This window comes from Shewanella sp. H8, assembly GCF_040285065.1.
In the GTDB taxonomy this organism is placed as follows: Bacteria; Pseudomonadota; Gammaproteobacteria; order Enterobacterales; family Shewanellaceae; genus Shewanella; species Shewanella polaris.
This window is the reverse complement of record NZ_CP157213.1, coordinates 2,913,680-2,938,597: the sequence shown is the minus strand read 5'-3', so window position 1 is coordinate 2,938,597 and position 24,918 is coordinate 2,913,680. Positions and strand designations below refer to the sequence as shown.

At 41.4% G+C, this 24,918-nt stretch carries 21 protein-coding genes; 20 read left to right on the top strand and 1 reads right to left on the bottom strand.

The features are described from left to right. Positions 1-62 precede the first annotated feature (62 nt). The 16 genes from pyrH to ABIS04_RS12655 all read left to right on the top strand — a co-directional run bounded on the left by pyrH (position 63) and on the right by ABIS04_RS12655 (position 19,817). On the top strand, positions 63-800 hold the full coding sequence (gene pyrH, locus ABIS04_RS12730) for a UMP kinase (RefSeq protein WP_137226558.1): 738 nt from the start codon (positions 63-65) through the stop codon (positions 798-800). A gap of 134 nt (positions 801-934) precedes the next feature. After that, on the top strand, positions 935-1,477 hold the full coding sequence (gene frr, locus ABIS04_RS12725) for a ribosome recycling factor (RefSeq protein WP_371833640.1): 543 nt from the start codon (positions 935-937) through the stop codon (positions 1,475-1,477). Between the two features lie 81 nt (positions 1,478-1,558). Continuing rightward, a complete protein-coding gene (gene uppS, locus ABIS04_RS12720) occupies positions 1,559-2,383 on the top strand; it encodes a polyprenyl diphosphate synthase (protein ID WP_137226560.1) in 825 nt (274 codons plus the stop codon). A 19-nt stretch (positions 2,384-2,402) separates the two neighbouring features. Further along, positions 2,403-3,260, top strand: coding sequence for a phosphatidate cytidylyltransferase (locus tag ABIS04_RS12715; protein ID WP_350431296.1), 858 nt, complete (start codon positions 2,403-2,405; stop codon positions 3,258-3,260). 5 nt (positions 3,261-3,265) lie between these two features. Further along, on the top strand, positions 3,266-4,456 hold the full coding sequence (ispC, locus tag ABIS04_RS12710) for a 1-deoxy-D-xylulose-5-phosphate reductoisomerase (RefSeq protein WP_350433436.1): 1,191 nt from the start codon (positions 3,266-3,268) through the stop codon (positions 4,454-4,456). Between the two features lie 12 nt (positions 4,457-4,468). Next, positions 4,469-5,839, top strand: coding sequence for a sigma E protease regulator RseP (gene rseP, locus ABIS04_RS12705; RefSeq protein ID WP_140235605.1), 1,371 nt, complete (start codon positions 4,469-4,471; stop codon positions 5,837-5,839). Positions 5,840-5,868: 29 nt separating this feature from the next. After that, a complete protein-coding gene (bamA, locus tag ABIS04_RS12700) occupies positions 5,869-8,349 on the top strand; it encodes an outer membrane protein assembly factor BamA (protein ID WP_140234619.1) in 2,481 nt (826 codons plus the stop codon). 65 nt (positions 8,350-8,414) lie between these two features. Next, complete coding sequence (locus ABIS04_RS12695) at positions 8,415-8,912, top strand: OmpH family outer membrane protein (protein ID WP_140235604.1); 498 nt, start codon at positions 8,415-8,417, stop codon at positions 8,910-8,912. Positions 8,913-8,917: 5 nt separating this feature from the next. Beyond that, positions 8,918-9,943: a UDP-3-O-(3-hydroxymyristoyl)glucosamine N-acyltransferase gene (lpxD, locus tag ABIS04_RS12690; protein ID WP_350431295.1), complete on the top strand. Its 1,026-nt coding sequence runs from the start codon at positions 8,918-8,920 to the stop codon at positions 9,941-9,943. 31 nt (positions 9,944-9,974) lie between these two features. Beyond that, positions 9,975-10,436, top strand: a complete 462-nt coding sequence (gene fabZ / locus ABIS04_RS12685) for a 3-hydroxyacyl-ACP dehydratase FabZ (protein WP_140234617.1) — start codon at positions 9,975-9,977, stop codon at positions 10,434-10,436. Then, on the top strand, positions 10,433-11,203 hold the full coding sequence (gene lpxA, locus ABIS04_RS12680; protein ID WP_350431294.1) for an acyl-ACP--UDP-N-acetylglucosamine O-acyltransferase: 771 nt from the start codon (positions 10,433-10,435) through the stop codon (positions 11,201-11,203). Before fabZ ends, lpxA begins: the two co-directional genes overlap by 4 nt. 8 nt (positions 11,204-11,211) lie before the next feature. Next, positions 11,212-12,363 (top strand): lipid-A-disaccharide synthase, encoded by a 1,152-nt coding sequence (gene lpxB / locus ABIS04_RS12675; RefSeq protein WP_350431293.1) that lies wholly within the window; start codon positions 11,212-11,214, stop codon positions 12,361-12,363. Positions 12,364-12,376: 13 nt separating this feature from the next. Beyond that, positions 12,377-13,024: a ribonuclease HII gene (gene rnhB / locus ABIS04_RS12670; protein ID WP_350433435.1), complete on the top strand. Its 648-nt coding sequence runs from the start codon at positions 12,377-12,379 to the stop codon at positions 13,022-13,024. 110 nt (positions 13,025-13,134) lie between these two features. Further along, entirely contained in the window at positions 13,135-16,611 is a 3,477-nt protein-coding gene (dnaE, locus tag ABIS04_RS12665) for a DNA polymerase III subunit alpha (RefSeq protein ID WP_350431292.1), read from the top strand. Between the two features lie 9 nt (positions 16,612-16,620). Next, a complete protein-coding gene (gene tilS / locus ABIS04_RS12660; protein ID WP_350431291.1) occupies positions 16,621-18,078 on the top strand; it encodes a tRNA lysidine(34) synthetase TilS in 1,458 nt (485 codons plus the stop codon). 218 nt (positions 18,079-18,296) lie between these two features. Then, a complete protein-coding gene (locus tag ABIS04_RS12655) occupies positions 18,297-19,817 on the top strand; it encodes a M28 family metallopeptidase (protein WP_350433434.1) in 1,521 nt (506 codons plus the stop codon). Positions 19,818-19,921: 104 nt separating this feature from the next. On the opposite strand, the gene ABIS04_RS12650 is transcribed toward ABIS04_RS12655, so the two are convergent. Continuing rightward, entirely contained in the window at positions 19,922-20,755 is an 834-nt protein-coding gene (locus ABIS04_RS12650; protein WP_137226571.1) for a class I SAM-dependent methyltransferase, read from the bottom strand. A 1,423-nt stretch (positions 20,756-22,178) separates the two neighbouring features. Between ABIS04_RS12650 and ABIS04_RS12640 the strand changes: the two genes are divergently transcribed. The 4 genes from ABIS04_RS12640 (at position 22,179) to ABIS04_RS12625 (ending at position 23,889) form a co-directional block, all read left to right on the top strand. Beyond that, the gene (locus tag ABIS04_RS12640) at positions 22,179-22,637 is read left to right on the top strand and encodes a GNAT family N-acetyltransferase (RefSeq protein WP_350431290.1); all 459 of its coding nucleotides are present in this window, start codon (positions 22,179-22,181) and stop codon (positions 22,635-22,637) included. Between the two features lie 20 nt (positions 22,638-22,657). After that, positions 22,658-22,804: a DUF6404 family protein gene (locus ABIS04_RS12635; protein ID WP_350431289.1), complete on the top strand. Its 147-nt coding sequence runs from the start codon at positions 22,658-22,660 to the stop codon at positions 22,802-22,804. Between the two features lie 36 nt (positions 22,805-22,840). Continuing rightward, positions 22,841-23,128, top strand: coding sequence for a hypothetical protein (locus tag ABIS04_RS12630; protein WP_350431288.1), 288 nt, complete (start codon positions 22,841-22,843; stop codon positions 23,126-23,128). 488 nt (positions 23,129-23,616) lie between these two features. Continuing rightward, positions 23,617-23,889 carry a hypothetical protein gene (locus tag ABIS04_RS12625; protein WP_350431287.1) on the top strand — a complete coding sequence of 91 codons (273 nt, stop codon included), beginning with the start codon at positions 23,617-23,619 and terminating at the stop codon, positions 23,887-23,889. Positions 23,890-24,918 lie beyond the last annotated feature (1,029 nt).

The window sequence follows — 24,918 nt, the reverse complement described above, 5'->3', positions numbered from 1 at the left end:
TTATCTAAATACCCTAAGACCGCAGCAACCGCTGCGGTTTTGTTATGATCAGGATGAGAATTATGAGTACCAATCCAAAACCAGCGTTTAGACGTATTCTGCTTAAATTAAGCGGTGAAGCATTAATGGGTCAAGAAGGCTTCGGCATTGACGCAAAAGTACTTGATCGTATGGCACAAGAAGTAAAAGAGCTTGTTGAACTCGGTATTCAAGTTGGTGTGGTCATTGGTGGTGGTAATCTGTTCCGTGGTGAAGGCTTAGCAAAAGCAGGCATGAACCGCGTGGTGGGCGATCACATGGGTATGTTAGCAACCGTAATGAATGGCTTAGCCATGCGTGATGCCTTACACCGAGCATATGTTAATGCTCGTCTAATGTCAGCTATACCGCTTAAAGGCGTGTGTGACGACTATAATTGGGCTGAAGCAATTAGCTTATTGAAATCTGGCCGTGTAGTCATTTTTGCTGCGGGTACGGGTAATCCTTTTTGCACAACCGATTCTGCAGCTTGTTTACGCGGTATCGAAATTGAAGCTGAAGTGGTATTAAAAGGCACCAAAGTAGACGGCGTCTATTCTGCTGACCCAATGAAAGACCCTGAAGCTGTTAAATATGACACGCTAACCTATGCAGAAGTCCTTGAATCAGAATTAAAAGTAATGGACCTTGCTGCATTTACCATGGCGCGTGATCATAATATACCTATCCTTGTGTTCAATATGAACAAACCTGGTGCACTTCGTCGTGTAATCATGGGTGAGGAAGAAGGTACGATTATTAGCAGTAAACAACCTGCTTAATCACAGACATAAAATATATTTACATTATATAATTTAACTGTTTGAGCGGTTTTATTGCATGTGTCATTCTTAGGCTAATGCTCAAACAAACGTGAATTTGTGACAAAAAGGAAATTATTGTGATTGATACTATTATGTTGGATGCGCAAGAGCGCATGGGTAAATGTGTTGACTCGACTAAAAACCAAATGGCGAAAGTTCGCACTGGTCGTGCTCATCCAAGTTTATTAGATTCTATTCAAGTTGCTTGTTACGGTACTATGTCACCGCTTAAGCAAGTGGCAAACGTTGGTGTTGAAGATTCTCGTACACTTACTGTAAACGTGTTTGATAGAACTATGGTTCAAGCGGTAGAAAAGGCCATCATGAGTTCTGATCTTGGCTTAAACCCTATGACTGCTGGCGCGACATTGCGTATTCCGTTACCTTCGTTAACTGAAGAGCGTCGTAAGGACTTTATTAAAGTCGTTCGTAATGAAGCAGAAAACGGTCGTATTGCCATTCGTAACGTTCGTCGTGATGTTATTAGCGAAGTTAAGAAGCTTGAAAAAGCCAAAGAATGTACTGAAGATGATGTACGTCGTAGTGAAGATGAAGTACAAAAGTACACTGATTCATCTATCAAGAGTATCGATCAAATTCTCATTGCAAAAGAAAAAGAGTTGATGGAAGTATAATCTGTCATCTTAGACGCTAGAGTTAACACGCCGTGTAAGGGTATACTACACGGCGTTTGTTTTTATAAAGGATTGTCGTAGATGTCATCTACAGTTGAGTTTGAATCAGACCCCAAAGCCGATTCGGAGCAAATGACTTCGCAATTGTTGCCGGAACAATTATCTGATGTGGTAAAACAATCTCTGCCCAAGCATGTTGCGATTATTATGGATGGTAATGGCCGTTGGGCACAACTGCAGGGTAAAGCTCGAGTGTTTGGCCATAAAGCAGGTGTTAAAGCGGTTCGCCGTGCGGTAAGTACTGCGACTCAACTTGGCATTGAATCATTAACTCTGTTTGCATTTTCTAGTGAAAACTGGCGCCGACCAGATAAAGAAGTCAGCTTGTTAATGGAGCTGTTTTTTACCGTGTTACAACGTGAATTAAAACTGCTTAATAAAAACCAAGTTAAACTCAATATTATTGGTGATACCAGTCGATTTTCGACGCGTTTACAAAAGCAGATTGCTGCTGCTCAAGAGAAAACAATAAACAATACTGGTTTGATATTAAATGTGGCAGCTAACTATGGTGGCCGTTGGGATATCTTGCAGGCTGCACAAAAATTAGCCAAAAAAGTTGAAAGTGGTGAAATCAACAGCAGTCAGATGACTGAAGAGGCATTAAATGAACATTTGTGCATGCAAAATCAGAGCGAAGTTGATTTAATGATAAGAACAGGCGGTGATTGCCGCATTAGTAATTTTGTTTTATGGCAGGCCGCTTATGCCGAGTTGGTGTTTACTGACACCTTATGGCCTGATTTTGATGAGCTAGCGTTTCGTGATGCTATTGCCATTTTTGCCAGTCGGCAGCGCCGTTTTGGTTTGACCGGAAGTCAAATTGAAGATATACGCGCAATATAAATTTTAAGAGGATTAATTTTTGCTAAAACAACGAATAATAACAGCATTGTGGTTAATCCCAATTGTACTTGGGGCAATCTTTCTACTTCCTGCAAATTATTTTGCATGGGCGTTAGTACCAGTATTTTTAATTGCAGCAAAAGAGTGGGGGAGTTTCATTGACCCCAGTTGTAATGTCACTCAGTGGTCTTTTACCGCGACGCTCAGTCTGTTACTGATAGCGCTTAATCTAGCGGTCCCCGTTGATGTTTTATGGTTTAAGGGACAATTGCATCCCATGTTTCTTGCCATTATCACCATTGGTGTATTTTGGTGGATAGTGAGTATTGGATTAGTGTTTAGTTTTCCTAAAAGCGCCAGCATATGGAAAAAAAGCCCAATGCTAAAATCCATGTTTGGTCAGTTAACACTCATACCGTGTTTTACGTCTTTGATCGCGCTTAAATCGTTAAGCAGCAATGTTCACCCTTATTATGGTGGCACATTAGTCTTTTTAGTATTGTTAGTGGTGTGGGCTACCGATACTGGGGCTTATTTTGCGGGTCGTAAATTAGGTAAACATAAACTGATGCCGAGTGTAAGTCCTGCAAAAACCCTTGAGGGTCTGGTTGGCGGATTAATTACGTCTATGGTTGTGGTGGCAGGCATTATGTATGTTGCACCAGAACAAGAACTAGGTTTACTCATTGTGGTTACGTTAATCACTGCGTTAGCATCTGCTTTTGGTGATTTATCTGAAAGTATGTTTAAGCGTGCTGCTAACATTAAAGATTCTGGCACCATTTTACCGGGACACGGTGGAATTTTAGACCGCATCGATAGCCTTACTGCTGCGCTACCGGTATTTACCTTTATCTACATAGCGATGTGGATGTGATGCCAATGCAAAATATGGTGATTTTAGGGGCAACAGGCTCGATAGGTGCTAGCACGCTAAGTGTGATGGTAAATAATCCAGCGGAATTTCATGTCTATGGTCTAGTGGCTAATGCCAGCGTAGATAAAATGCTGGCATTGTGTATTACCTATAAACCTGAATATGCTCATATGGTGGATGAGAGCGCCGCCATGCAACTTAAAGCCTTATTACCTCAAGGAAGTGTTACTCAGGTAACAACAGGGGCAGAAGCGCTTAATGCATTGGTTACCGATGCTAATACCGATACCGTTATGGCTGCCATTGTTGGTGCTGCTGGATTGGTGCCAACATTTGATGCTGTTAAAGCGGGCAAACGGGTACTGTTAGCCAACAAAGAAGCATTGGTGATGTCGGGTGAATTATTTATGCACACGGCAAGGGCTTCTGGTGCAACAGTGTTACCAGTCGATAGTGAACATAATGCGATTTTTCAATGTTTACCTACCAATGCACAAGCACAATTGGGTTATTGTGATTTAGCCGCATCAGGCATCGCTCATATTTTATTAACCGGTTCAGGTGGTCCGTTTTTGCAAACGGATTTATCGACACTTAGTGCGATGACACCGACACAAGCCTGTAATCATCCTAATTGGTCGATGGGACCTAAAATATCTGTCGATTCAGCCACGATGATGAACAAAGGCTTAGAGTTTATTGAAGCACGCTGGTTGTTTAATACTCAGGCCGACCAACTCAAAGTAGTGATACATCCTCAAAGCGTTATTCATTCCATGGTGCAGTACCGCGATGGTTCAGTTATTGCGCAAATGGGGAACCCTGATATGCGTACTCCTATTGCTCATTGTATGAGCTATCCGCAAAGAATTAACGCTGGTGTTGAACCTTTGGATTTTTTCAAAGTCGGACAGTTAAGCTTTTGTGAACCTGACTTCAGTCGATTTCCATGTTTACGTTTAGCAATGCAAGCATGTGAACATGGACAGGAAGCGACCACAGTGTTGAATGCGGCCAATGAAATTGCCGTTGAAGCTTTCTTAAATGGTCAAATACGTTTTACTGATATTGCGGATATAAATGCACGGTGTTTAGATAGCATACCGCAAACATGTTTAGCGAGTATTGGCGATATTTTACAGTTAGATGGACAAGCTCGCATGACAGCAATGTCCGCTATTAAAGCACTTAATTAGTTCAGGGGAATGATGATAGATTTTTTTTGGAGCTTAGGTTCTTTTATTGTTGCATTAGGTATTTTGATTACCGCACACGAATACGGCCATTTTTGGGTTGCCCGTCGTTGTGGGGTAAAAGTTGAACGATTCTCTATTGGTTTTGGTAAAGCCATTTGGCGCAAAATGGGTAAAGATGGCACCGAATATGTGGTGGCTATGATCCCGTTAGGCGGTTACGTCAAAATGCTTGATGAGCGGGTAGAAGACGTCCCAGCCGAGCTCGTCGATCAAGCCTTTAACCGTAAAACGGTATGGCAGCGTATTGCCATTGTTTCAGCAGGCCCCATTGCTAACTTTATTTTTGCTATAGCAGCCTTGTACGTTATGTATCTGATAGGTACTCCATCAATCAAACCCGTTATTGATAGCACCACGTTAAATAGCCCTGCCAGTGTTATTCAGTTGGTTGAACCGCAACAAATAATGGCAGTATCAGGACAAAAAGTAAGAACCTGGGAAGAGGTTAACTTAGCCTTGGTTAGCCATATTGGTGATGAAAGCATTGATATAACCTTAGCGCCATTATCTGAACTATCAGGTGTGGATATGCCCTTACGTACCGTTAAGCTCGATACGCGTCAGTGGCAATTTGATCCAGAAAAAGAATCTCCAATTACTTCATTAGGTTTAGGCATTTTCCGTCCGGGAATAGATCCTACCATTGCGGTGATCAGCAAAGACAGTGCGGCAGAAAAAGCTGGCATTAAAGTGGGCGATAAACTCGTCAATATTAATGGTGTCCAATACAGTGATTGGAAAGCGTTTGTTGATGTGGTACAAAGCTCTGCCAACAAAAATATTAATATGACATTGATACGTGAAGGTCAATCCATCAATGTGAATGTAGTGCCAAAAGCACAGCAAAATTCTGACGGTAAAACTATCGGAATTATAGGCATTAGTCCAACCCAAGCACCATGGCCTGATAATATGCGCTTTGAGCTTGAGTATGGCATAGTAGATTCGATTGTCGCTGCAACAGATAAAACTTGGCAACTTGTTGCCGTCAGTTTTAAGATGATTGAAAAATTATTTACCGGCGATGTGTCGGTTAAAAACCTCAGTGGTCCTATTTCCATTGCACAAGGCGCTGGCGCCAGTGCAAGTTACGGATTAGTGTACTTTCTAGGGTTTATCGCGCTCATCAGCGTTAACTTAGGGATTATTAATTTAATGCCTTTGCCAGTGCTCGATGGTGGACACTTGCTGTATTACTTTATAGAAGTGATTACTGGTAAGCCTGTACCCGAAAAGGTACAGGAAATAGGTTTCAGGTTTGGTGCAGCTTTGCTGCTAATGTTGATGGGCGTAGCCTTATTCAACGATTTCGCCCGACTCTGAGCAAGACAGACAATAATTAGAAGTGCTCTATGAGATTGAATAAAATTTTTGCCTCGATGTTATTCGTCGGCGCGTCTTTTTCAGGGAATGGTTGGGCAGAGTCTTTCCAACCTTTTGAAGTGACCGACATCCAAGTAGAAGGTTTGCAACGAGTTGCTCTCGGTGCAGCACTATTGAGTTTGCCTGTGAAAGTAGGTGACACAGTAGATGAAGTTAAATTACAGCAAGCGATAAAGAGCCTTTACGGTTCAACCAATTTTGAAAACATTAGTGTCAGTCATGAAGACGGTATACTTTATGTAACAGTTAAAGAACGTCCAACTATTAGCGTTATCTCATTCGAAGGTAATAAAGATATTAAAGACGAACAGTTGCAAGAAAGTCTTGACGGTTCTGGTGTTAGAGCTGGCGAATCGCTCGATAGAACTATGTTGACAGGCATTGAAAAAGGTCTGCAAGATTTCTATTACGGTGTAGGTAAATACGGTGCCAAAGTTGAAGCGCAAATCATCAACTTACCTCGTAACCGTGTTGAGCTTAAATTTAAGTTCACCGAAGGTTTAGCGGCTGAAATCCGCCAGATAAACGTAGTGGGTAACACTGTGTTTTCTGATTATGAACTTATTGGTATGCTTGAATTGAAAGATTATGTTGCTTGGTGGGATTTGTTTGGTGAGCGTCGTTACCAAAAACAAAAGCTACAAGCTGACCTAGAAACCATCAAAACTTATTACCATAATCAAGGGTATATTCGCTTTGAAGTGACTTCAACACAAGTAGCAATGACACCAGACCGTAAAGGTTTGTACATTACTATCAATGTGAATGAAGGCGAAAAGTATAAAGTAAAAGAAGTTAACTTAATAGGCGATCTTATGGGTCGCGAAAAGTTAATGAAAGCTATTTTGCCGATTAAAGCCGGTAATATGTACAACGGTGCCGATGTGACATTCACCGAAGAAATGTACAGTAAATACCTTGGTCGCTTTGGTTATGCTTATCCAGAAGTGAAAACGTATCCTGAAATTAACGATGAAACTAAAGAAGTGGTTCTTAACATCAATGTTAATCCGGGTAAACGTGTATATGTTCGCTCAATTAACTTCACTGGTAACACAGTTACTAAAGATGAAGTAATGCGACGAGAATTGCGCCAAATGGAAGGGGCTTGGTTAAATTCGGCCCAAATTGAGCAGTCTAAACTACGCCTTAACCGTTTAGGTTATTTTGAAACGGTTGATGCTGAAACGATTCAAGTTCCGGGCAGTGATGATTTAGTAGATGTGGCCATTAAGGTGAAAGAGCAACCTTCTGGTTCATTTAATGCTGGTGTTGGTTATGGTACTGAATCAGGCGTGAGTTTGCAGTTTGGTGTTGAGCAAAATAACTTCCTTGGTACAGGTAACCAAGCTGGTTTCAGTATTAATACCAACAAATACTCAAAAAGTGCTAATTTATCTTATACCGACCCATATTTTACTAAAGATGGCGTTAGCTTAGGTGGCAGCATCTTTTGGAACGAGTTTGATGCTAATGAGGCTAATCTTGAGCGTTATAAGAATAAATCTTATGGTGTTGCATTAACTTCAGGGTTTCCAATTAACGAATCTAATCGTTTGAACGGTGGTATTGGCTACCGTCATAATACGATTTCAGAAATATCGTCTTACGAACAAGCTGTACGTTTTTATAATGTTTATCGTAATGATGATCCTGACGCAGACTTAAGTTTTGATAACTTTGAATTAAATGCTGGTTGGTATCGCAGCACAGTTAACCGTGGTCAGTTCCCTACTGATGGTTCGTCGCAACGTTTAAGCGGTAAGATGACAGTGCCAGGTTCTGATTTACAGTATTTTAAAACGGATTTTGACACTAGTTTTTACTTCCCTCTGACACCTCAACATGGGTTTGTCATGTTAGCGCGTGCTCACCTAGGTTACGCCAATGGTTATGGCAAATTTGACGACAACGATCAAATATTGCCGTTCTGGGAAAACTACTATTCAGGTGGTTCGAGCTCGTTACGTGGTTTTAAGTCTAATTCTGTAGGTCCTCGTTCATTTTACTTATATCGTGGTAGTGAGGCATGTTCACCAGACGCGTCGGGTGATGGTTGTAGCTTACCAGGCAATGTTGATACTGTTTATGTGAGTGAAGGTAATTCAATTGGTGGTAACGCCATTGCAACTGCAAGTTTGGAAGTGATTGTTCCTACACCATTCTTAGATGAAGCTTACACCAATTCTGTACGTACCAGTTTCTTCTTAGACGCAGGTAACGTGTGGGATACCGAGTTTGATTATGATGGTTATCGTTATTTACCAGCTGATCAATTCTCTCAGTTAAGTGATTATAGCGATCCGGAACGTATACGTGCCTCATGGGGTATGAGCGTCCAGTGGATATCCCCAATGGGTCCTATGGTGTTCAGTTTGGCTTGGCCATTGAAAGAATATGAAGATGACGAGACAGAAATTTTCTCGTTCAATATTGGCAAAACGTTCTAAAACAAATACACTCGGCAAGTTTTGCTGATAACAACAAGTTTAACAAGGAGTCTACTTTGAAAAAGATGGTAAATCGCGCCTTAATTACATTGGCATTTTGTGCAACACCTATGCTAGCTCAAGCGGAAAAACTCGCTGTAGTTGATATGGGCGAAGTGTTTGAACAGCTGCCTCAGCGTGAACAGATTTCAAAATCATTAAAAGCTGAATTTGGAGATCGTGTTGCAAGTGTCCAAAAAATGCAGGAAGAAATGCGTTCTTTGGTTGAAAAGCAACAACGTGATGGCGCGTTAATGAGCGACACACAAAAGACTGAATTAGTGCGTAAAATGGAATCTCTAAAATCTGAATTCCAATTGAAAGGCAAAGCATTAGACGAAGACATGCGTCGTCGTCAAGGTGAAGAGCAAAACAAGCTATTAGTTCTAGTTCAAAAAGCCATTAATACTATTGCTAGTAAAGAACAATATGACATGGTGCTACAACGTGGCGCAGTTATTTTTGTTAAGCCAGAAGCTGATATTAGCAGCCAAGTGGTAGAAGCCTTAAGTAAAGGCCAATAATAAATATGCAGAAAGTGACTTTAAAAGAGCTTGGCCAATTATTGGGGGCAACGGTTAAAGGTGATGACACCCTAGAAATATTTAGCGTGGCTACCCTTGAAAATGCAACTCAAGGCCAACTCTCTTTTTTAGCCAATAGCAAGTATCGCGATCAGCTTGAGGCCACTCAAGCTAGTGCGGTATTGCTGAGCGAAAAAGATGCAAATGGTTATTCTGGCAATGCCTTGATCGTTAACGATCCTTATGTCGGCTTTGCTCGTATAGCGCAATTACTTGATACCACTCCTAAAGAAACCCCCGGTATTCATCCCTCTGCACAAATAGATCCTTCAGCCATTTTGGGTGAAGGTGTTGCTATTGGTGCTAATGCGGTCATTGGTGCCAAGGTTATTTTAGGTGAAAATGTTCAGATAGGTCCAGGTTGTGTCGTCGGAGAAACCAGTATTATAGGTTCAAATTCGCGTCTTTGGGCCAATGTGAGTGTTTATCATAATGTTCATATCGGGCATGATTGCATCATCCATTCCGGGTCTGTTATTGGGTCTGATGGTTTTGGTTATGCCAATGAGCGCGGTAACTGGATTAAAATCCCGCAAACCGGTGGCGTTCGTATTGGCAATCATGTCGAAATTGGCGCATGTACCAGTATAGACCGTGGTGCATTATCAGATACCGAAATCCACGATGGTGTCATTATCGATAACCAAATTCAAATTGCTCATAACGTTGTTATTGGGCAAAATACCGCCATTGCAGGTGGTACTATTTTGGCTGGTAGCTGTACCATAGGTAAATACTGTATTATTGGCGGTAATTGTGCAATCGCAGGACACTTGAGTATTGCTGACGGAGTTCATGTTAGCGGCGGAACGAATGTGACCAGCATTATCCGTGATAAAGGTGTGTATTCATCTGCGACGATTGCGATGGAAAATAAATTATGGCGTCGAAACACTGTTCGTTTCCGTCAATTAGATGAGCTTTTTAATCGAGTAAAACATCTCGAAAAAAGTGCTAAGGGCACAGAATAATTGTAATTCTGCCTTATTTAAGGAATGTAGTGTGTCAAATCAATTAAACACCATGGATATTAAAGAGATACTTAAATATCTGCCTCATAGATATCCATTCTTGTTAATTGATCGTGTGTTAGATTTTACCGTAGGTGAGCAATTACATGCGATTAAAAATGTCACGATTAATGAACCATTTTTTCAGGGACATTTCCCTATACAACCTGTTATGCCTGGGGTTCTAATTTTAGAAGCTATGGCACAAGCAACAGGTTTGCTTGCGTTTAAAACCATGAGCACAGAACCATCTCCTGACGTATTGTATTATTTTGCAGGTATTGATAAAGCGCGTTTTAGACGTGTTGTTGAGCCAGGCGATCAAATACATTTTCACGTTAAAATGATTAAAGAGCGTCGTGGTATCGGTGTGTTTATTGGTGAAGCCTTGGTTGATGGTGAACTGGTTTGTTCAGCTGAAATTATGTGCGCACGTAGAGAGATTGAAAAGTGATAGATAAATTAGCGTTTGTTCACCCAACAGCCAAAATTGGTAACAATGTCACTATTGGTCCTTGGACCTATATAGGCGAGAATGTTGAAATCGGCGATGACACATGCATCAACTCTCATGTAGTGGTCAAAGGTCCAACCGTTATTGGTAAAGGTAATCGTATTTTTCAATTCGCTTCTGTTGGCGAAGAGTGTCAAGACAAAAAGTACGCAGGCGAACAAACTCGCTTAATTATTGGCGACAATAACATTATTCGTGAATCAGTCACGATTCACCGTGGTACAACCCAAGACAAGGGTGAAACTCGCATAGGGTCTAATAACCTATTTATGGCGTATGTTCATATTGCTCATGACTGTCTTGTTGGTAATAACGTTATTATGGCCAATAATGCTTCTATTGCTGGTCATGTACATATTGGTGATTGGGTTATTTTAGGCGGCATGACTGGCGTGCACCAGTTTGTTCACATTGGTGAACATGCATTTACCGCCGGAGCATCATTGATTTTACAAGACGTACCGCCGTTTGTTATGGCTGCAGGTTCACCCGCGGCTCCCCGTGGCTTAAACCTTGAAGGTTTGAAACGTCGTGGATTTAGTAAAGCAGACCAGCGTGCTATTCTTAATGCTTATAAAACGGTATTTCGTAAGAGTTTAACCATTGAAGAAGCTAATGCGGAATTAAGCAGTGCGGCCGAAAATGACATAAATGTAAAAGCATTTATGGAGTTTATTAACCACTCTGGTCGTGGCATCATTCGATAGAAGACATAATGACTCACACTTCTCAAAAAATATTTGCCATTGTCGCCGGAGAAATCTCCGGCGATATTTTAGGTGCCGGTTTAGTCAATTCACTTAAACAACGCTATCCAGATGCGCGCTTTATTGGCATTGGTGGCCCTCGTATGCAAGCGCTTGGGTTTGAAAGTTTATTTCCAATGGAAGAGCTTTCGATTATGGGATTAGTCGAGGTGTTATCACATTTACCACGACTGTTGCATATTCGTTCAAGCTTAGTGGAACAAATTACTGAACTAGCGCCAGATTGTTTTATTGGTATTGATGCGCCCGATTTTAACATTGGCCTAGAGCTTAAATTAAAAGCCAAAGGGATTAAAACGGTCCATTATGTCAGCCCGTCAGTTTGGGCTTGGCGTCCAAAGCGTATATTTAAAATTGCTAAAGCCACTAATATGGTGTTGTCATTATTGCCGTTTGAGAAAGCGTTTTACGACCAACATCAAGTGCCTTGTACCTTTGTAGGACATACACTTGCAGACGACATTCCGATGCACAGTGATAAGCTGGCTGCTCGGCAGTCATTAGAATTAGATCCTAATGCTGAATATTTGGCGGTATTGCCAGGGTCCAGAGGCGGAGAGCTAAAGCAATTAGCTGAACCGTTTGTCAAAGCGGCCCAATTGGTCAAACAAGCCTATCCAGATATCAAATTTGTCACTCCAGTGGTGAATGATGCTCGTCGTCAACAATTTATTGCTGCGCTTGAACAGTTTGCTCCCGATTTAGAAGTCACTATTGTTGAAGGGCAATCTCGCGAAGTAATGGCTGCCGCTGATTGTATTTTATTGGCATCTGGCACAGCGACGTTAGAGGCTATGTTGGTAAAACGTCCTATGGTGGTGTCGTATCGTGTTAGCCCTATTACTTATGCAATCGGTATCCGGATGATGAGAATTAATAACTTTTCGTTGCCTAATTTACTCGCTAACGAAACCATAGTGCCAGAACTGATGCAAGCTAATTGCCAGCCACAGTTAATTGCCGATGCAGTTATTAATCAACTCAATCAAGATTTTGCGCCATTAAATGCCCGCTTTGAAGAACTACATCAGTTATTGAAATGTAATGCTAGCGAACGAGCTGCTGATGCTGTGGTTGCGCTAATTAACCCATCTGAATGATGTAGGAAAAATGATGACGTCTAGCAATAATCTGCCCATAGTGATTAAAAATATCTCTCCTGAACAGGTGGCCGTTATTTCACAAGGTGTGGTTGCCGGTGTTGATGAAGTTGGACGTGGCCCATTAGTTGGTGATGTGGTGACCGCAGCGGTGATATTAGACCCGAGTAAACCGATAGTAGGCCTTAACGATTCTAAAAAACTCAGTGAAAAGCGCCGTAATGCTTTATACCAACAGATTATGGACAATGCGTTAAGTGTTAGTATTGGCCGTGCTAACCCTAGTGAAATAGATGAGCTGAATATTTTACACGCCACTATGTTGGCAATGCAGCGGGCAGTGGCGGGGTTGTCGATTAAGCCTGAACGAGTATTGGTTGATGGTAATCGGGTGCCAGAGTTTGGTATTGCCAGCCATGCAATAATAAAAGGTGATGGATTAGTTGCCGCCATCAGCGCCGCATCTATTATTGCTAAAGTGACTCGTGATGCAGAGATGGATACGTTAGACACTCAATATCCACAATATGGCTTTGCTAAACACAAAGGTTATCCAACCAAGGCACATTTTGAAGCGTTAGCCTTGTATGGTGTGTTACCTGAGCATCGTAAAAGTTTCAAACCTGTTGCAGAACGTATTTTGCTTCAGGATACCTTGTAATAAGACCAAGATTAAACGACTTAATCATTGGATAACGTCGCTTAGTTTGCTAGTCTAAATCCCGCATTTTCGTGTTGTTTCATTCATCTTTTTCGAAGAAAAAATAATCTATGTCCGATCCTCGTTTTGTTCATTTGCGTGTCCACAGTGATTATTCAATGTCAGATGGCGTTGCCAAAGTGAAACCTATCATTGCAGCCGCTGAAAATCAGGGGATGGCAGCGATAGCATTAACCGATCAAAACAACTTCTGTGGTTTGGTAAAGTTTTATGGTGCTTGTAATAATGCTGGTATTAAACCCATTGTAGGTGCCGATTTTTGGGTGCAAACTCCAGGTTTTGAAAAAGAGTTTTGTGCCTTAACCATTATTGCCATGGATAACGAGGGTTATCAAAATCTGACTCAATTGATCAGTGAAGCTTATCTTCGTGGACATGTCGATAATAGAGTTGTGATAGATCAAGACTGGTTAATCAAATTTAACAGTGGTTTGATCATTCTTTCAGGCGCCAAAGACGGTGACGTTGGTAAGGCATTATTAAAAGGCAATCAACATCAAGTTGAGTCACTGATTGCTTTTTATCAACAACATTTTGAAGATCGTTATTATGTAGAGCTTATCCGTACTGGCCGTGCACATGAAGAACGCTATTTGCACATGGCGGTTGAGCTAGCATCTGAAAAAGGGTTGCCTGTTGTCGCCACTAACCAAGTGGTGTTTTTAAAACAAGATGATTTTGAAGCTCATGAAATTCGTGTCGCTATTCATGATGGTTTTACCTTAGTCGATCCGCGTCGTCCTAAAACCTACAGCGATCAACAATACCTGCGCACCGAAGACGAGATGATCGCCTTGTTTGCCGATATTCCATCGGCCATTCAAAATAGTGTCGAAATTGCTAAGCGCTGTAACGTCACTATTCGCTTACATGAATACTTTTTACCTAATTTCCCGACCGGCGATTTATCGATAGAAGACTTCTTAGTTACTGCCTCAGAAAAAGGCTTAGAAGAACGTCTCGAATTTTTATTCCCTGATCCGCAAGTTCGCCTCGAGAAACGGCCAGAGTATGACGAACGTCTCGAGATTGAACTGAAAGTGATTAACCAAATGGGTTTCCCGGGTTACTTCCTTATTGTGATGGAGTTTATTCAGTGGGGTAAAGACAACGATATTCCAGTCGGTCCAGGTCGTGGTTCTGGTGCAGGTTCGTTAGTGGCATACGCACTAAAAATTACTGATTTAGACCCACTTGAATATGACTTACTGTTCGAGCGTTTCTTGAACCCTGAACGTGTATCCATGCCCGATTTCGACGTCGACTTTTGTATGGACCGCCGTGACGAGGTAATTGATCATGTCGCTGAACTCTATGGCCGTGAAGCGGTATCGCAAATTATTACCTTTGGTACCATGGCAGCAAAAGCTGTGGTACGAGATGTTGGCCGCGTATTAGGTCATCCATATGGCTTTGTTGAACGTCTAACCAAATTAATCCCCGCAGAACCAGGGATGACATTGGCGAAAGCCTTTGAAGTTGAACCCGCGCTTCCTGAAGCCTATGACGGTGATGAAGACGTTAAAGAGCTTATCGACATGTGTCGCCGTTTAGAAGGTGTGACACGTAACGCGGGTAAGCATGCCGGCGGTGTGGTAATTGCCCCCACTCGAATTACAGATTTCGCACCTTTATATTGTGACGCCGAAGGCTTGAACCCTGTTACTCAGTTTGATAAAAACGATGTAGAAACTGCGGGTTTGGTTAAGTTCGATTTCTTGGGCTTACGTACCTTAACCATTATTGATTGGGCGTTGCAGATGATTAATCCGCGCCAAATTAAAGAAGGTAAAGAACCCGTACGTATCGAAGCCATTCCACTTGCTGATCCTGCCTGTTTTAGATTATTGCAGCGCTACGAAACCACCGCGGTATTCCAGCTCGAATCTCGTGGTATGAAAGACTTAATTAAACGTCTGCAACCCGATTGTTTTGAAGACATGATTGCACTGGTAGCATTGTTCCGCCCAGGTCCCTTGCAGTCAGGCATGGTTGACAACTTTATTGAGCGTAAGCATGGCCGTGAAGAAGTTTCATATCCCGATGCTGAATATCAGCATGAGTCTTTAAAAGAACTACTAGCACCCACCTACGGTATTATTTTGTACCAAGAGCAGGTGATGCAAATTGCTCAGGTATTGTCAGGTTACACCCTAGGCGGCGCAGATATGCTGCGTCGTGCAATGGGTAAGAAAAAACCTGAAGAAATGGCCAAGCAGCGCGGCACCTTTAAAGAAGGGGCTATTAATAACGGCATCGACGGCGACTTGTCGATGAAGATCTTCGATTTAGTAGAAAAATTCGCTGGTTACGGTTTTAACAAATCGCATTCAGCTGCCTATGCTTTGGTGTCGTATCAAACCCTGTGGTTAAAAACCCATTTCCCATCGCAGTTTATGGCCGCGGTAATGTCTGCCGACATGGACAACACCGATAAAATTGTCACCTTGGTAGATGAATGTGAGCGCATGGGCTTACCGTTAATTCCGCCAGACGTGAACAAAGGCTTATTTAAATTTACTGTCGATGATGACCTTAATATTGTTTACGGTATTGGTGCTATTAAAGGTGTGGGTGAAGGCCCTGTAGAATCAATTTTAGAAGCACGTAAAGACAGTCCATTTACCGACTTATTTGATTTTTGTGCCCGTGTGGATTTGAAAAAGCTCAATAAACGAGTCATTGAAAAATTAATTTTAGCGGGTGCCTTGGACACATTAGGTCCACATCGTGCATCGATGATGGCAACGTTGCCAGAGGCCATTAGTGCCGCAGCGCAACACGCAAAAGCAGAAGCCATTGGTCAGCATGACATGTTTGGTTTGCTCAATAGTGAGCCAGAAGACAGTAAGCAAAACTTTGTTCAATGTACACAATGGCCGGATAAAATTTGGTTAGAAGGCGAGCGTGAAACCTTAGGGCTTTACCTTACTGGTCATCCTATCAACCAGTATTTAAAAGAACTTAAGCAATACACCAATGGCCGCTTAAAAGACATTCACCCAACCGAGCGCGGTAAAACCGTTAAAGCGGCCGGGTTAGTGGTGGCTACGCGAGTAATGATCACTAAGCGTGGCTCAAAAATGGGTTTAGTTACGTTAGATGATAAAAGTGCCCGTTTAGAAGTGATGTTATTTACCGAACCGTTTGAAAAGTTTGGCCACATGCTTGAAAAAGATCGCATTCTTATTTGTGAAGGTGATGTCAGCTTTGATGATTTTTCTGGCGGCAATCGCATGAACGCGCGCAATATCATTGAAATTGGTGAAGCGCGCAGTCACTTTGCCAAAGCGGTAGAAATCAACGTTCATGGCGATGATGTCACCCCTGATTGGCTAGAAACTTTTGAACAAACATTAACACCGTGGCGTAATGGCGCCGTGCCTGTGGTGATTAACTACACCAAACAACAAGCCAGTGGCAAAATCATGTTAGGTGAAGAATGGCGAGTGAACCCTAGTGATGAATTAATGCTAGCGCTAGAAAGTATGCTTGGTTCAACCAACGTCAAAATCGTGTTTAATTAGGCGATCATCATGATTGAAAAGTCTTCGTTATCAGAGCAAATGAGTGCACAACAACTGCTCAATTTGCTCGAACAAGCTGTATTACCTCTTTACCAAATGAGTGTAGTTAAAGATGAATCATCGCCTAAGTTAGTACTGGCTTACAGTGGCGGAGTTGACTCAGAGGTGCTGGCGTATGGGTTAAGTGTATTTGCGCAAAAATACCCACATATTGCTTGCCTGCTTATTCATGTTCACCATGGGCTTAGTGCAAATGCCGACAATTGGGTACAACATTGTGTCACCCGAGCAGGGCATTACCAATTACCACTGCAAGTAGAACGAGTTAACGTTGATAAAGGCCCCAGACAAAGTCTTGAGGCACAGGCCCGCGACGCTCGTTATCAAGCATTTGATCGTTACCTTAATCCTGGTGACATACTGCTAACCGCCCATCACCAAGATGACCAACTCGAAACGCTATTGCTGGCGTTAAAGCGGGGACAAGGGCCAAAAGGATTGGCGGCAATGGGCGTTATGCAAGCGTATAAACAGTCATGGTTACTTCGGCCGTTATTATCAATAAGCCGTGATCAAATAGAGCAATTTGCCGTTGAATATCACTTAACTCACATTGAAGATGAAAGTAATCAAGACAACAGTTATGACCGTAACTTTCTTCGTTTAGATATTATCCCGCGTTTAAAGCAGCGTTGGCCCAGCATTGCAACAACGGCAGCGAGAAGTGCGGCATTGTGCGCTGAACAACAACACATTGTTGATGATGAAGTCAGGCATCGCTTACCTCAATGGTTAGTATTGGCCAGTGATGTCAATGCATTAATGACCGAATCAAGCGGGTTTACGCTTACTGGTTTTGGTCAATTGAGTGCAGCTTGGCAAGCATTACTGTTTCGTGGTTATTTAATTCATAGTGGCGTTAGTTTACCTTCGCAAGCGCAATTACAACAGATACTGTCACAGCTTTTAGCTGCCAAAGATGATGCTAACATGTCCATTCAATGGGGTGAGTATCATGTTAAGCGTTTTGCCCGTGTGGCATATGTACTCAAAAACAGTGAGCTGGAAACGCCACCTACTAGCCAATTAACGGCTGACTTTATCAGCCTAGTTAATGGCGATATGACAGATATGATGTGTGAAATCGGCCAGCATCAATATCATTTAAGCCAACAAACATCTGCTGATAATCCTTTATTAGCTTTGCCGCCAACTAACAGCAACATTACTATATGCTTTGGCGCTGTTGGCTCTATAAAATGTTATCCGCAATTTGCCTCATCACAACGTCAAAAACCGCGTGAGCTAAAAAAATTGTGGCAAGAATGCAATATCCCACCTTGGCGTCGCCAGCAAATTCCATTGATTTTTTATGATGAAGTATTAGTTGCTGCTATCGGCTTATGGATAGACAAGCGCTATTTAGCGCAAACAGGGATGCAAGGGATAAGTTTACCGCTTTTTTAAAGCATCCTAGGGCCGGTGTTAACATCTGGTCTTTATTGTTTATTCCATCAGCAAAGCGCTTGCTTATTATCCCGTTACATTTTGCTACTTTCGATTTACATACTTGCTGTTACAATGATTTTTCTCATTATTAACAAAGGATGTAGTCTGTGAATACTTTTCGTTTGTTGGCCGTTTTTAGTGTGTTTGGCGCCTTTTTATTGCCAAGCGTGAATGCTATGCCATTTCAATTTGATCAAAAAACTTATCGTAACGATGTACAAACCCTCGCGAGTGATGAGTTTGAAGGCCGTGGGCCATTGTCCCATGGTGAAAAGCTGACCGTTGAGTATTTAGAAAGTGCATACAAAGCGATGGGACTTGCCCCAGGTTTTGGTGACAGTTACCGTCAAGCTGTGCCGATGGCTAAAATTACTGCCGATCAAACAATGCAGCTGACTATGGGTGATGTAGTGTTTAATAACGGCACTGATTTCACCGCACGTACAGAGCAAGTGTTACCTCAAGTCAGTTTAGATAACAGCGATGTAGTGTTTGTTGGCTATGGTATTAATGCGCCAGAATACCAGTGGAATGACTACGCCAATGTCGATGTAAAAGGCAAAACAGTGATCATGCTGGTCAATGACCCAGGATTTGCCACCCAAGACCCAGCCATCTTTAAAGGCAATGCCATGACTTATTATGGTCGTTGGACTTACAAGTACGAAGAAGCAGCAAGGCAGGGCGCTAAAGCGGTGTTTATTGTGCATGAAACCGCACCAGCAGCTTATGGCTGGAACGTCGTAGAAAACAGCAACACCAATACTAAATACACCTTAGTTGATGAACATAAGAACCAATCACACATTGGTGTTATGGGGTGGATTCAACATCAAACCGCGCAAAAGGTGTTTCAGGCAGCAGGGCTAGATTATGACAAGGTTAAATTAACTGCGGCTAAGGCTGGGTTTAAGTCTATTCCTTTAAAGCTTAAAGCTAATCTAGCGGTGAAAAATACCATAGAATTAGCCACCTCATATAATGTCGCCGGCTTATTACCTGGTACCACTCAAGCCGATGAATGGGTAGTCATGCATGCCCACTGGGATCATTTAGGTAAAACTGTTCAAGATGGCAAGACCCGTATTTATAACGGTGCCGTTGATAATGCATCGGGTGTCGCTGGGGTATTACAACTTGCTCGTCATTTTAAACAGCAAAACAAAGCACCAAAACGGTCTATTTTATTTGCAGCCTTTACCGCAGAAGAAACGGGCCTTATTGGCGCGCAATACTTTGCCGCCCATCCACCAGTACCGACCAAGCAATTGGTGTCATTTTTAAACATCGACGGCATGAATGTCGGCAAAGGCGTGGATTACATCTTGCGTTACGGCCAAGGCGTGTCAGAGCTTGAAAACTATTTAGATGATGCTACTAAAGCTCAAGGTCGTACGGTAAAAGCCGACCCTCGTCCACAAAATGGCTTAATGTTCCGTTCAGACCACTTTGCCTTAGCACAACAAGGCGTACCGGGTTTAATGTTTATGAGTTTAGGCGACACCGACCCAGACTACATCGCCCATAAGTACCATCAAGCTGCCGATGACTACGATGCCAGTTGGAATTTAGGTGGGGTAGAGCAAGACTTAGCCTTAATCAGCGATATTATTGAAAAGCTAGCCAACAACAACGACTGGCCAAAATGGATCGAAGATTCAGACTTTAAAAAGCGTCGAGCAGAAGACGGTAAATAGTGTCAGTTGGCTATTAAAAAGTGATTAGATAAGCAAAAGGAGGCGAAAGCCTCCTTTTTGGTATTATCGTATAAATGTTAATATTTATACGATAAGTGGGTTAGCTATTCCACTATATCACTGGTTTTCCACCACATGACAAAAGAACGGGTGGGACAAAATAATTTCCAACGATTATCTTCGGTCGCGGTAAGATGTTTATCAATATTTTGATGAAATAGATGCTCAACATCTTGTTGAATATTACCCATAAACGTTAAATCATCATAGGCTTCTTGCTTGGTGTTATAGATAGCCTCAAAACCATCATCAAGGATTAACACATTTGGTTCAGCGCCCATGTCGTAAAGCATATTGTAAGTAATGTTATAACTAAATGCTCTGTCCTTTGTTGTTTTGCTTCTTTTAGCATTGGGAATCATACCTTCTAGAAACTCAAAATGAATCTGTTTTAAACTCGGCGCATTGGCAAATGCGATGATAATGGCATATTTTCTGGCAATTTTATTGAGCTTTTTTAAATCGGCTAAACCGACTGAACGGGAAGCTATTGCTATATCATGCATGCCTATTTGTTCTAAAGCATCTTCAGCTTCCCAATCTTGTAATAGCGGTTTGATATTATCAACACCTGCATTTTTAGCGTTTTTCATACAGCGGGCTAACATATTAGGAAAGGCATCCACAGCCGTTACTTGGCGAGCTCTGTGAGCTAATGGCACAGATAAACGACCCGGGCCACAACCAATATCGACAACGGTATCACTTGCTTCAATAGGCATACAGGCGACTTGCTGTTCGCTAAAACGTGCTTCAAGACGGATCATTCCATCATACATTTCGGCAAACTCATCCCAATTCAATAGAAACTCACTTTCTGGTCTCTTTTTTTTAGATAAGCGCTTATGTAGCAATTGCCAATTGATTAAACTTTGCATTATTAATACCTTATATCCACCGATATTGAATTTTATCTCTAGTAGACTTGATATAAAACGAATAAAAGTAACGCTAGCTCAAAAAATTGAAAAATAAGAACGTTAACTTTATCGAGTTAAGCTCTGGAGGTGATGCTTATTAGCTGATACATATGGGTTGATACATATGGGTTGATACATTTGGCCTGCGGCCACTAACGTCGTGGCGCTTCGCCCACAACAGACCAAGAGGAAACCAACGGCTGTTCCCTCTTTTTCTTTGTTAAAGAATAGGCCCAGCCGTCACATCAAAATTATCCCATTTGATATAAATAATAGATGCGATAATTTCGCGACGTGGTCAGATCCAGCTTTTGACCTCTCTTGTAGACAGCCTCGGTCCATCTTATTAATAAAAAGTGAAAATGCTAACGCTTCCGATGGTACATCCTGTACCGCGAAAGCTAAGTACACATCCATGTGAGCTTCACGCATTCACTTATAAAGAGTCTTCAACGTCCTCAAGTTCATAGTTGAATCACACCAATTGCAAGCAAGGTATGCAAATCATTTATGCCCCATTATGTTTTTAGATTATGGCCTGCGGCCACTAACGTCGTGGCGCTTCACCCACACCAGACCAAAAGGAAACCAACGGCTGTTCCCTCTTGGATCACCCAGCCGCCCCGCAACATTTTCAAACAGCGAAAAGGTCGCCATGGGGTCAAATTTAACTTTGACCGGCATTTGTAGTCGGCTTCGGACTTATTCGAAAATGCTAACGCTTCCGATGGTACATCCTGTACCGCGAAAGCTAGCCTGACATCCATGTCAGGCTCACGTTATTTTCTTCAACGTCCTCAAGTTCAAAGTTGAATCACACCAATTGCAAGTAAGGATAAATATGAAAATCCAGCACTATTGGCTATTTAAACATGGCTAATGGATTAATGTTCAGCATTAAAGATGGTTGAAGACACAAGCAGGGTTATATGAGGAAATAAGTGCGGTGCTATTAGTACAAGTAGCCAGACATTCTAAACAGACTCAATATTTCTGCTGACAACTGGCTAAAAATCACTACTGGGTTTGGTTTATTATTCAAGGGAGCTGTAGGGGCTTTACCAGCATTAACTGAATATTGTGAACAACTAGAGCGAAAGCGAAGACAAGGTGCATCAAACTGCCAACGCTGGTTGTGTGCTTAAGGCTTAACTTAATACTAAAAAAATCACCTAATTGCCAGCTTGATATCAATCAAGCCACTAGTGCTGTGTTGGATTTGCTGCATTACTCACCATTATCTATCTAGCACTCAGTTTGTTGGTAATTCTCATTCAATTTATACATTTGAATATAGCAGAAAGTTATCGCAATCAAATTGTAAAGCAGTTATGTTAATTAGCATAAAAATGGGTGGCATGGTTAATGTGTTAAGGTAAATATGCAATTAATTCAACCTTTAGATAATCATCTATTAGAAATGATGAGCTGGTTTTGTTGCGAGCAAGAGCTTACAGATTGGTCAGGACCAAACTTTAGGTATCCATTTAATGCAATGACTTTTGTTGAAGATCTCAAACTTAATATGTTAAGTTCTTTTGCACTTGTTTCAAATGAGTCGGAATTTCTAGCTTTTGGTCAATTTTACCAACGATTAAACAAATGCCATTTAGCTCGATTAATTGTTAACCCAAAATATCGAGGTAAAGGTATAGCATCAGAGCTTATGAATCGTCTTTATAGATTAGGTATTGTAGAACTAAAAGTAAAAGAATCTTCCTTGTTTGTTTTAGCGCATAACTATAGCGCGATAAAAGCTTATGAAAAATTTGGTTTCGTGCTTGCAAGTTACCCTGAGCAAATACCATTGGACAATTGTTTATATATGGTTAAATCGTAAAATTCACCATACTTATCATAATGCAACTAGTGAGTTTAAGTATCATAGAATGGGTGGCATGGTTAATATTCATGTTTATGGGGTTGTTGTTTGGTTTTTTCATGGCTCTGTATTTCAAGCACAGTGCTAAGAAAAATAACTTGAGTAATTGGCTACATTGTAACTAACAGGGCTTTATATGTTTCTCAGAATATGGAGATCTAATGAGAAAATCTTTTGAATTCACCGTTAAATCAAACAAAGTTAAAATAACAAATTCGTGGTTTAGTGGGGCAAAATTATATGTAAATGGCGACTTGCGAGGTACTGACAAAACTTTCCTAGCTATTAGCAATCGCACTCTGCTATCTGCAAATTTAGGTGAATCAGGTATTCTTGAAATTAAGCCATTATCAGGGCTAATCACTGTAGAAATGGATGCTTATTTAGTTAATGGTACGGATATGCAGCATGTATACAGTTCACATAAAGGCCTTAGTCTAAAAGAATAAAAGTTGTCTCAATGAACGTATAACAAGAGACTATGCGATTAAACGAAATTCACCATACTTATCATAATGCGAATAGTGAGTTTAACTATTAAGCACTAATACGTTCAATGTCCAAAAACGGGTTAGTCTCAGCTTACAAATGGTTAAATTCAACTCTGAACTTGAGGCCGTTGAAGAAAACGACGTGAGCTAGCCATAAAACATCATAAAAATGGGTGGCATGATTGATCTCGCCAGTTGAATCAGTTAGCTTTTGTTAAAAATATTATTTACATAACGAGTTAATATTACTCTTGGTAATCTAAATTCTCGATTCTCTCCATAAAGAGCATCCAAGCGCTAATGAGTTGATTTAGCTAATATATGCTGATAAGTTACTAATAAATATTAATAAAAAATGATATTAAAGTTGAATTTTGGTTGGCTTCTCAGGATGTTTATCGGAATTCACGTTAATACACTTTTATATTTTTTAAAAAGGTTTAACCATGGAATTCAGTGACAAAGAACTGGAAGTGATAGCCGGTGCTAAGAAAAAGATTAAGACTGCAACATTATTCAGAGTTTTGCTGATTGTTGTCATGCTATGCGGAATTACTGTGATGGCAACAGGTGTGGTTGTCGCTGAGTATATCGTTTATTTAGCATTCGGCGCTGTTTTACTGGCTATTGGATTGCCTCAATTTGGCCCTGGGCCAAAGTACGAAGAGTTATTAAATATCTTAGACAACAAAGCTAATGCGCAGCGTTCAAAAACATAACTATACGCATCACTCGCTCCCGTTGGTCGCTGGGACGCTAAACTGCTGCGCGGCTCGTCGCCCGTGTGCTTCGCGTTAGTTGTACAATCATAAAAGGATGCTTATGAATCATCATTTAAATTATTTAAACTGGTTGCTACTTGTTATTTGCGCAATAGCTTCAATAGTAGGTATTTTTCAATTAGGTCATTTAATTGGCCATGCTGTTTACTCTACTGATTTTAGCCTTAGTTCAATTAGCTTAATGCAAATTAGTTTCATTAGTATAGGTACTTGGGGTATCTCAGAGTTCGTTAGAACCATCAAAAAATTAAAGCACTGAGCTAAAGTACAGCTAACATATAAGGATAGGCCGCGCGAAGCCGCGTCCTTATCTCAAGTGTTGAATAAGCCCGAATACGTGAGATGTGACTCTTTATTATGTAAATACCTGGTCGAGAAAACGCTCTGTTTGACGTGATAGGCATCTAGTTACCTTTTGGTAGCCAGTAATGTTTAGTGGGCGACAGGGTAAACTTTTATAAAAACAGTTCAAAACTTGTCTCTTAAACGTATTTCTGTTCATAAATGAAATAAACGTTTTGTTTAAAAATCTATAAATTCAACTCTGAACTTGAGGCTGTTGATGAAAATAGCGTGAAGCTCACATGGATGTGAGCTTAGCTTTCGCGGTACAGGTCGCTCTTTGGCATCCATGCCACCGCGACATTCGTGAATCCGTTCACATCAGATGTACCATCGGAAGCGTTAGCATTTTCGAATAAGGACGAAGCAGGTTACAAACGAAGTTAAAAGCTGGATCAATCCCCATGGCTACCTTTTCGCTGTTTGAAAATGTTGCGGGGCGGCTGGGAGTTCCAAGAGGGAATAGCCGTTAATTTCCTCTTGGTCTAGTGTGGGCGAAGCGCCACGACGTTAGTGGCCGCAGGCCATAAGCACAAAAAATAAAGCTAATTCCGGCTCAACAGCACTACCAGAATGACAGTAAATTTGGCCCGTGCAGGGTGGAAGCTTGCGATCTTAATTCAA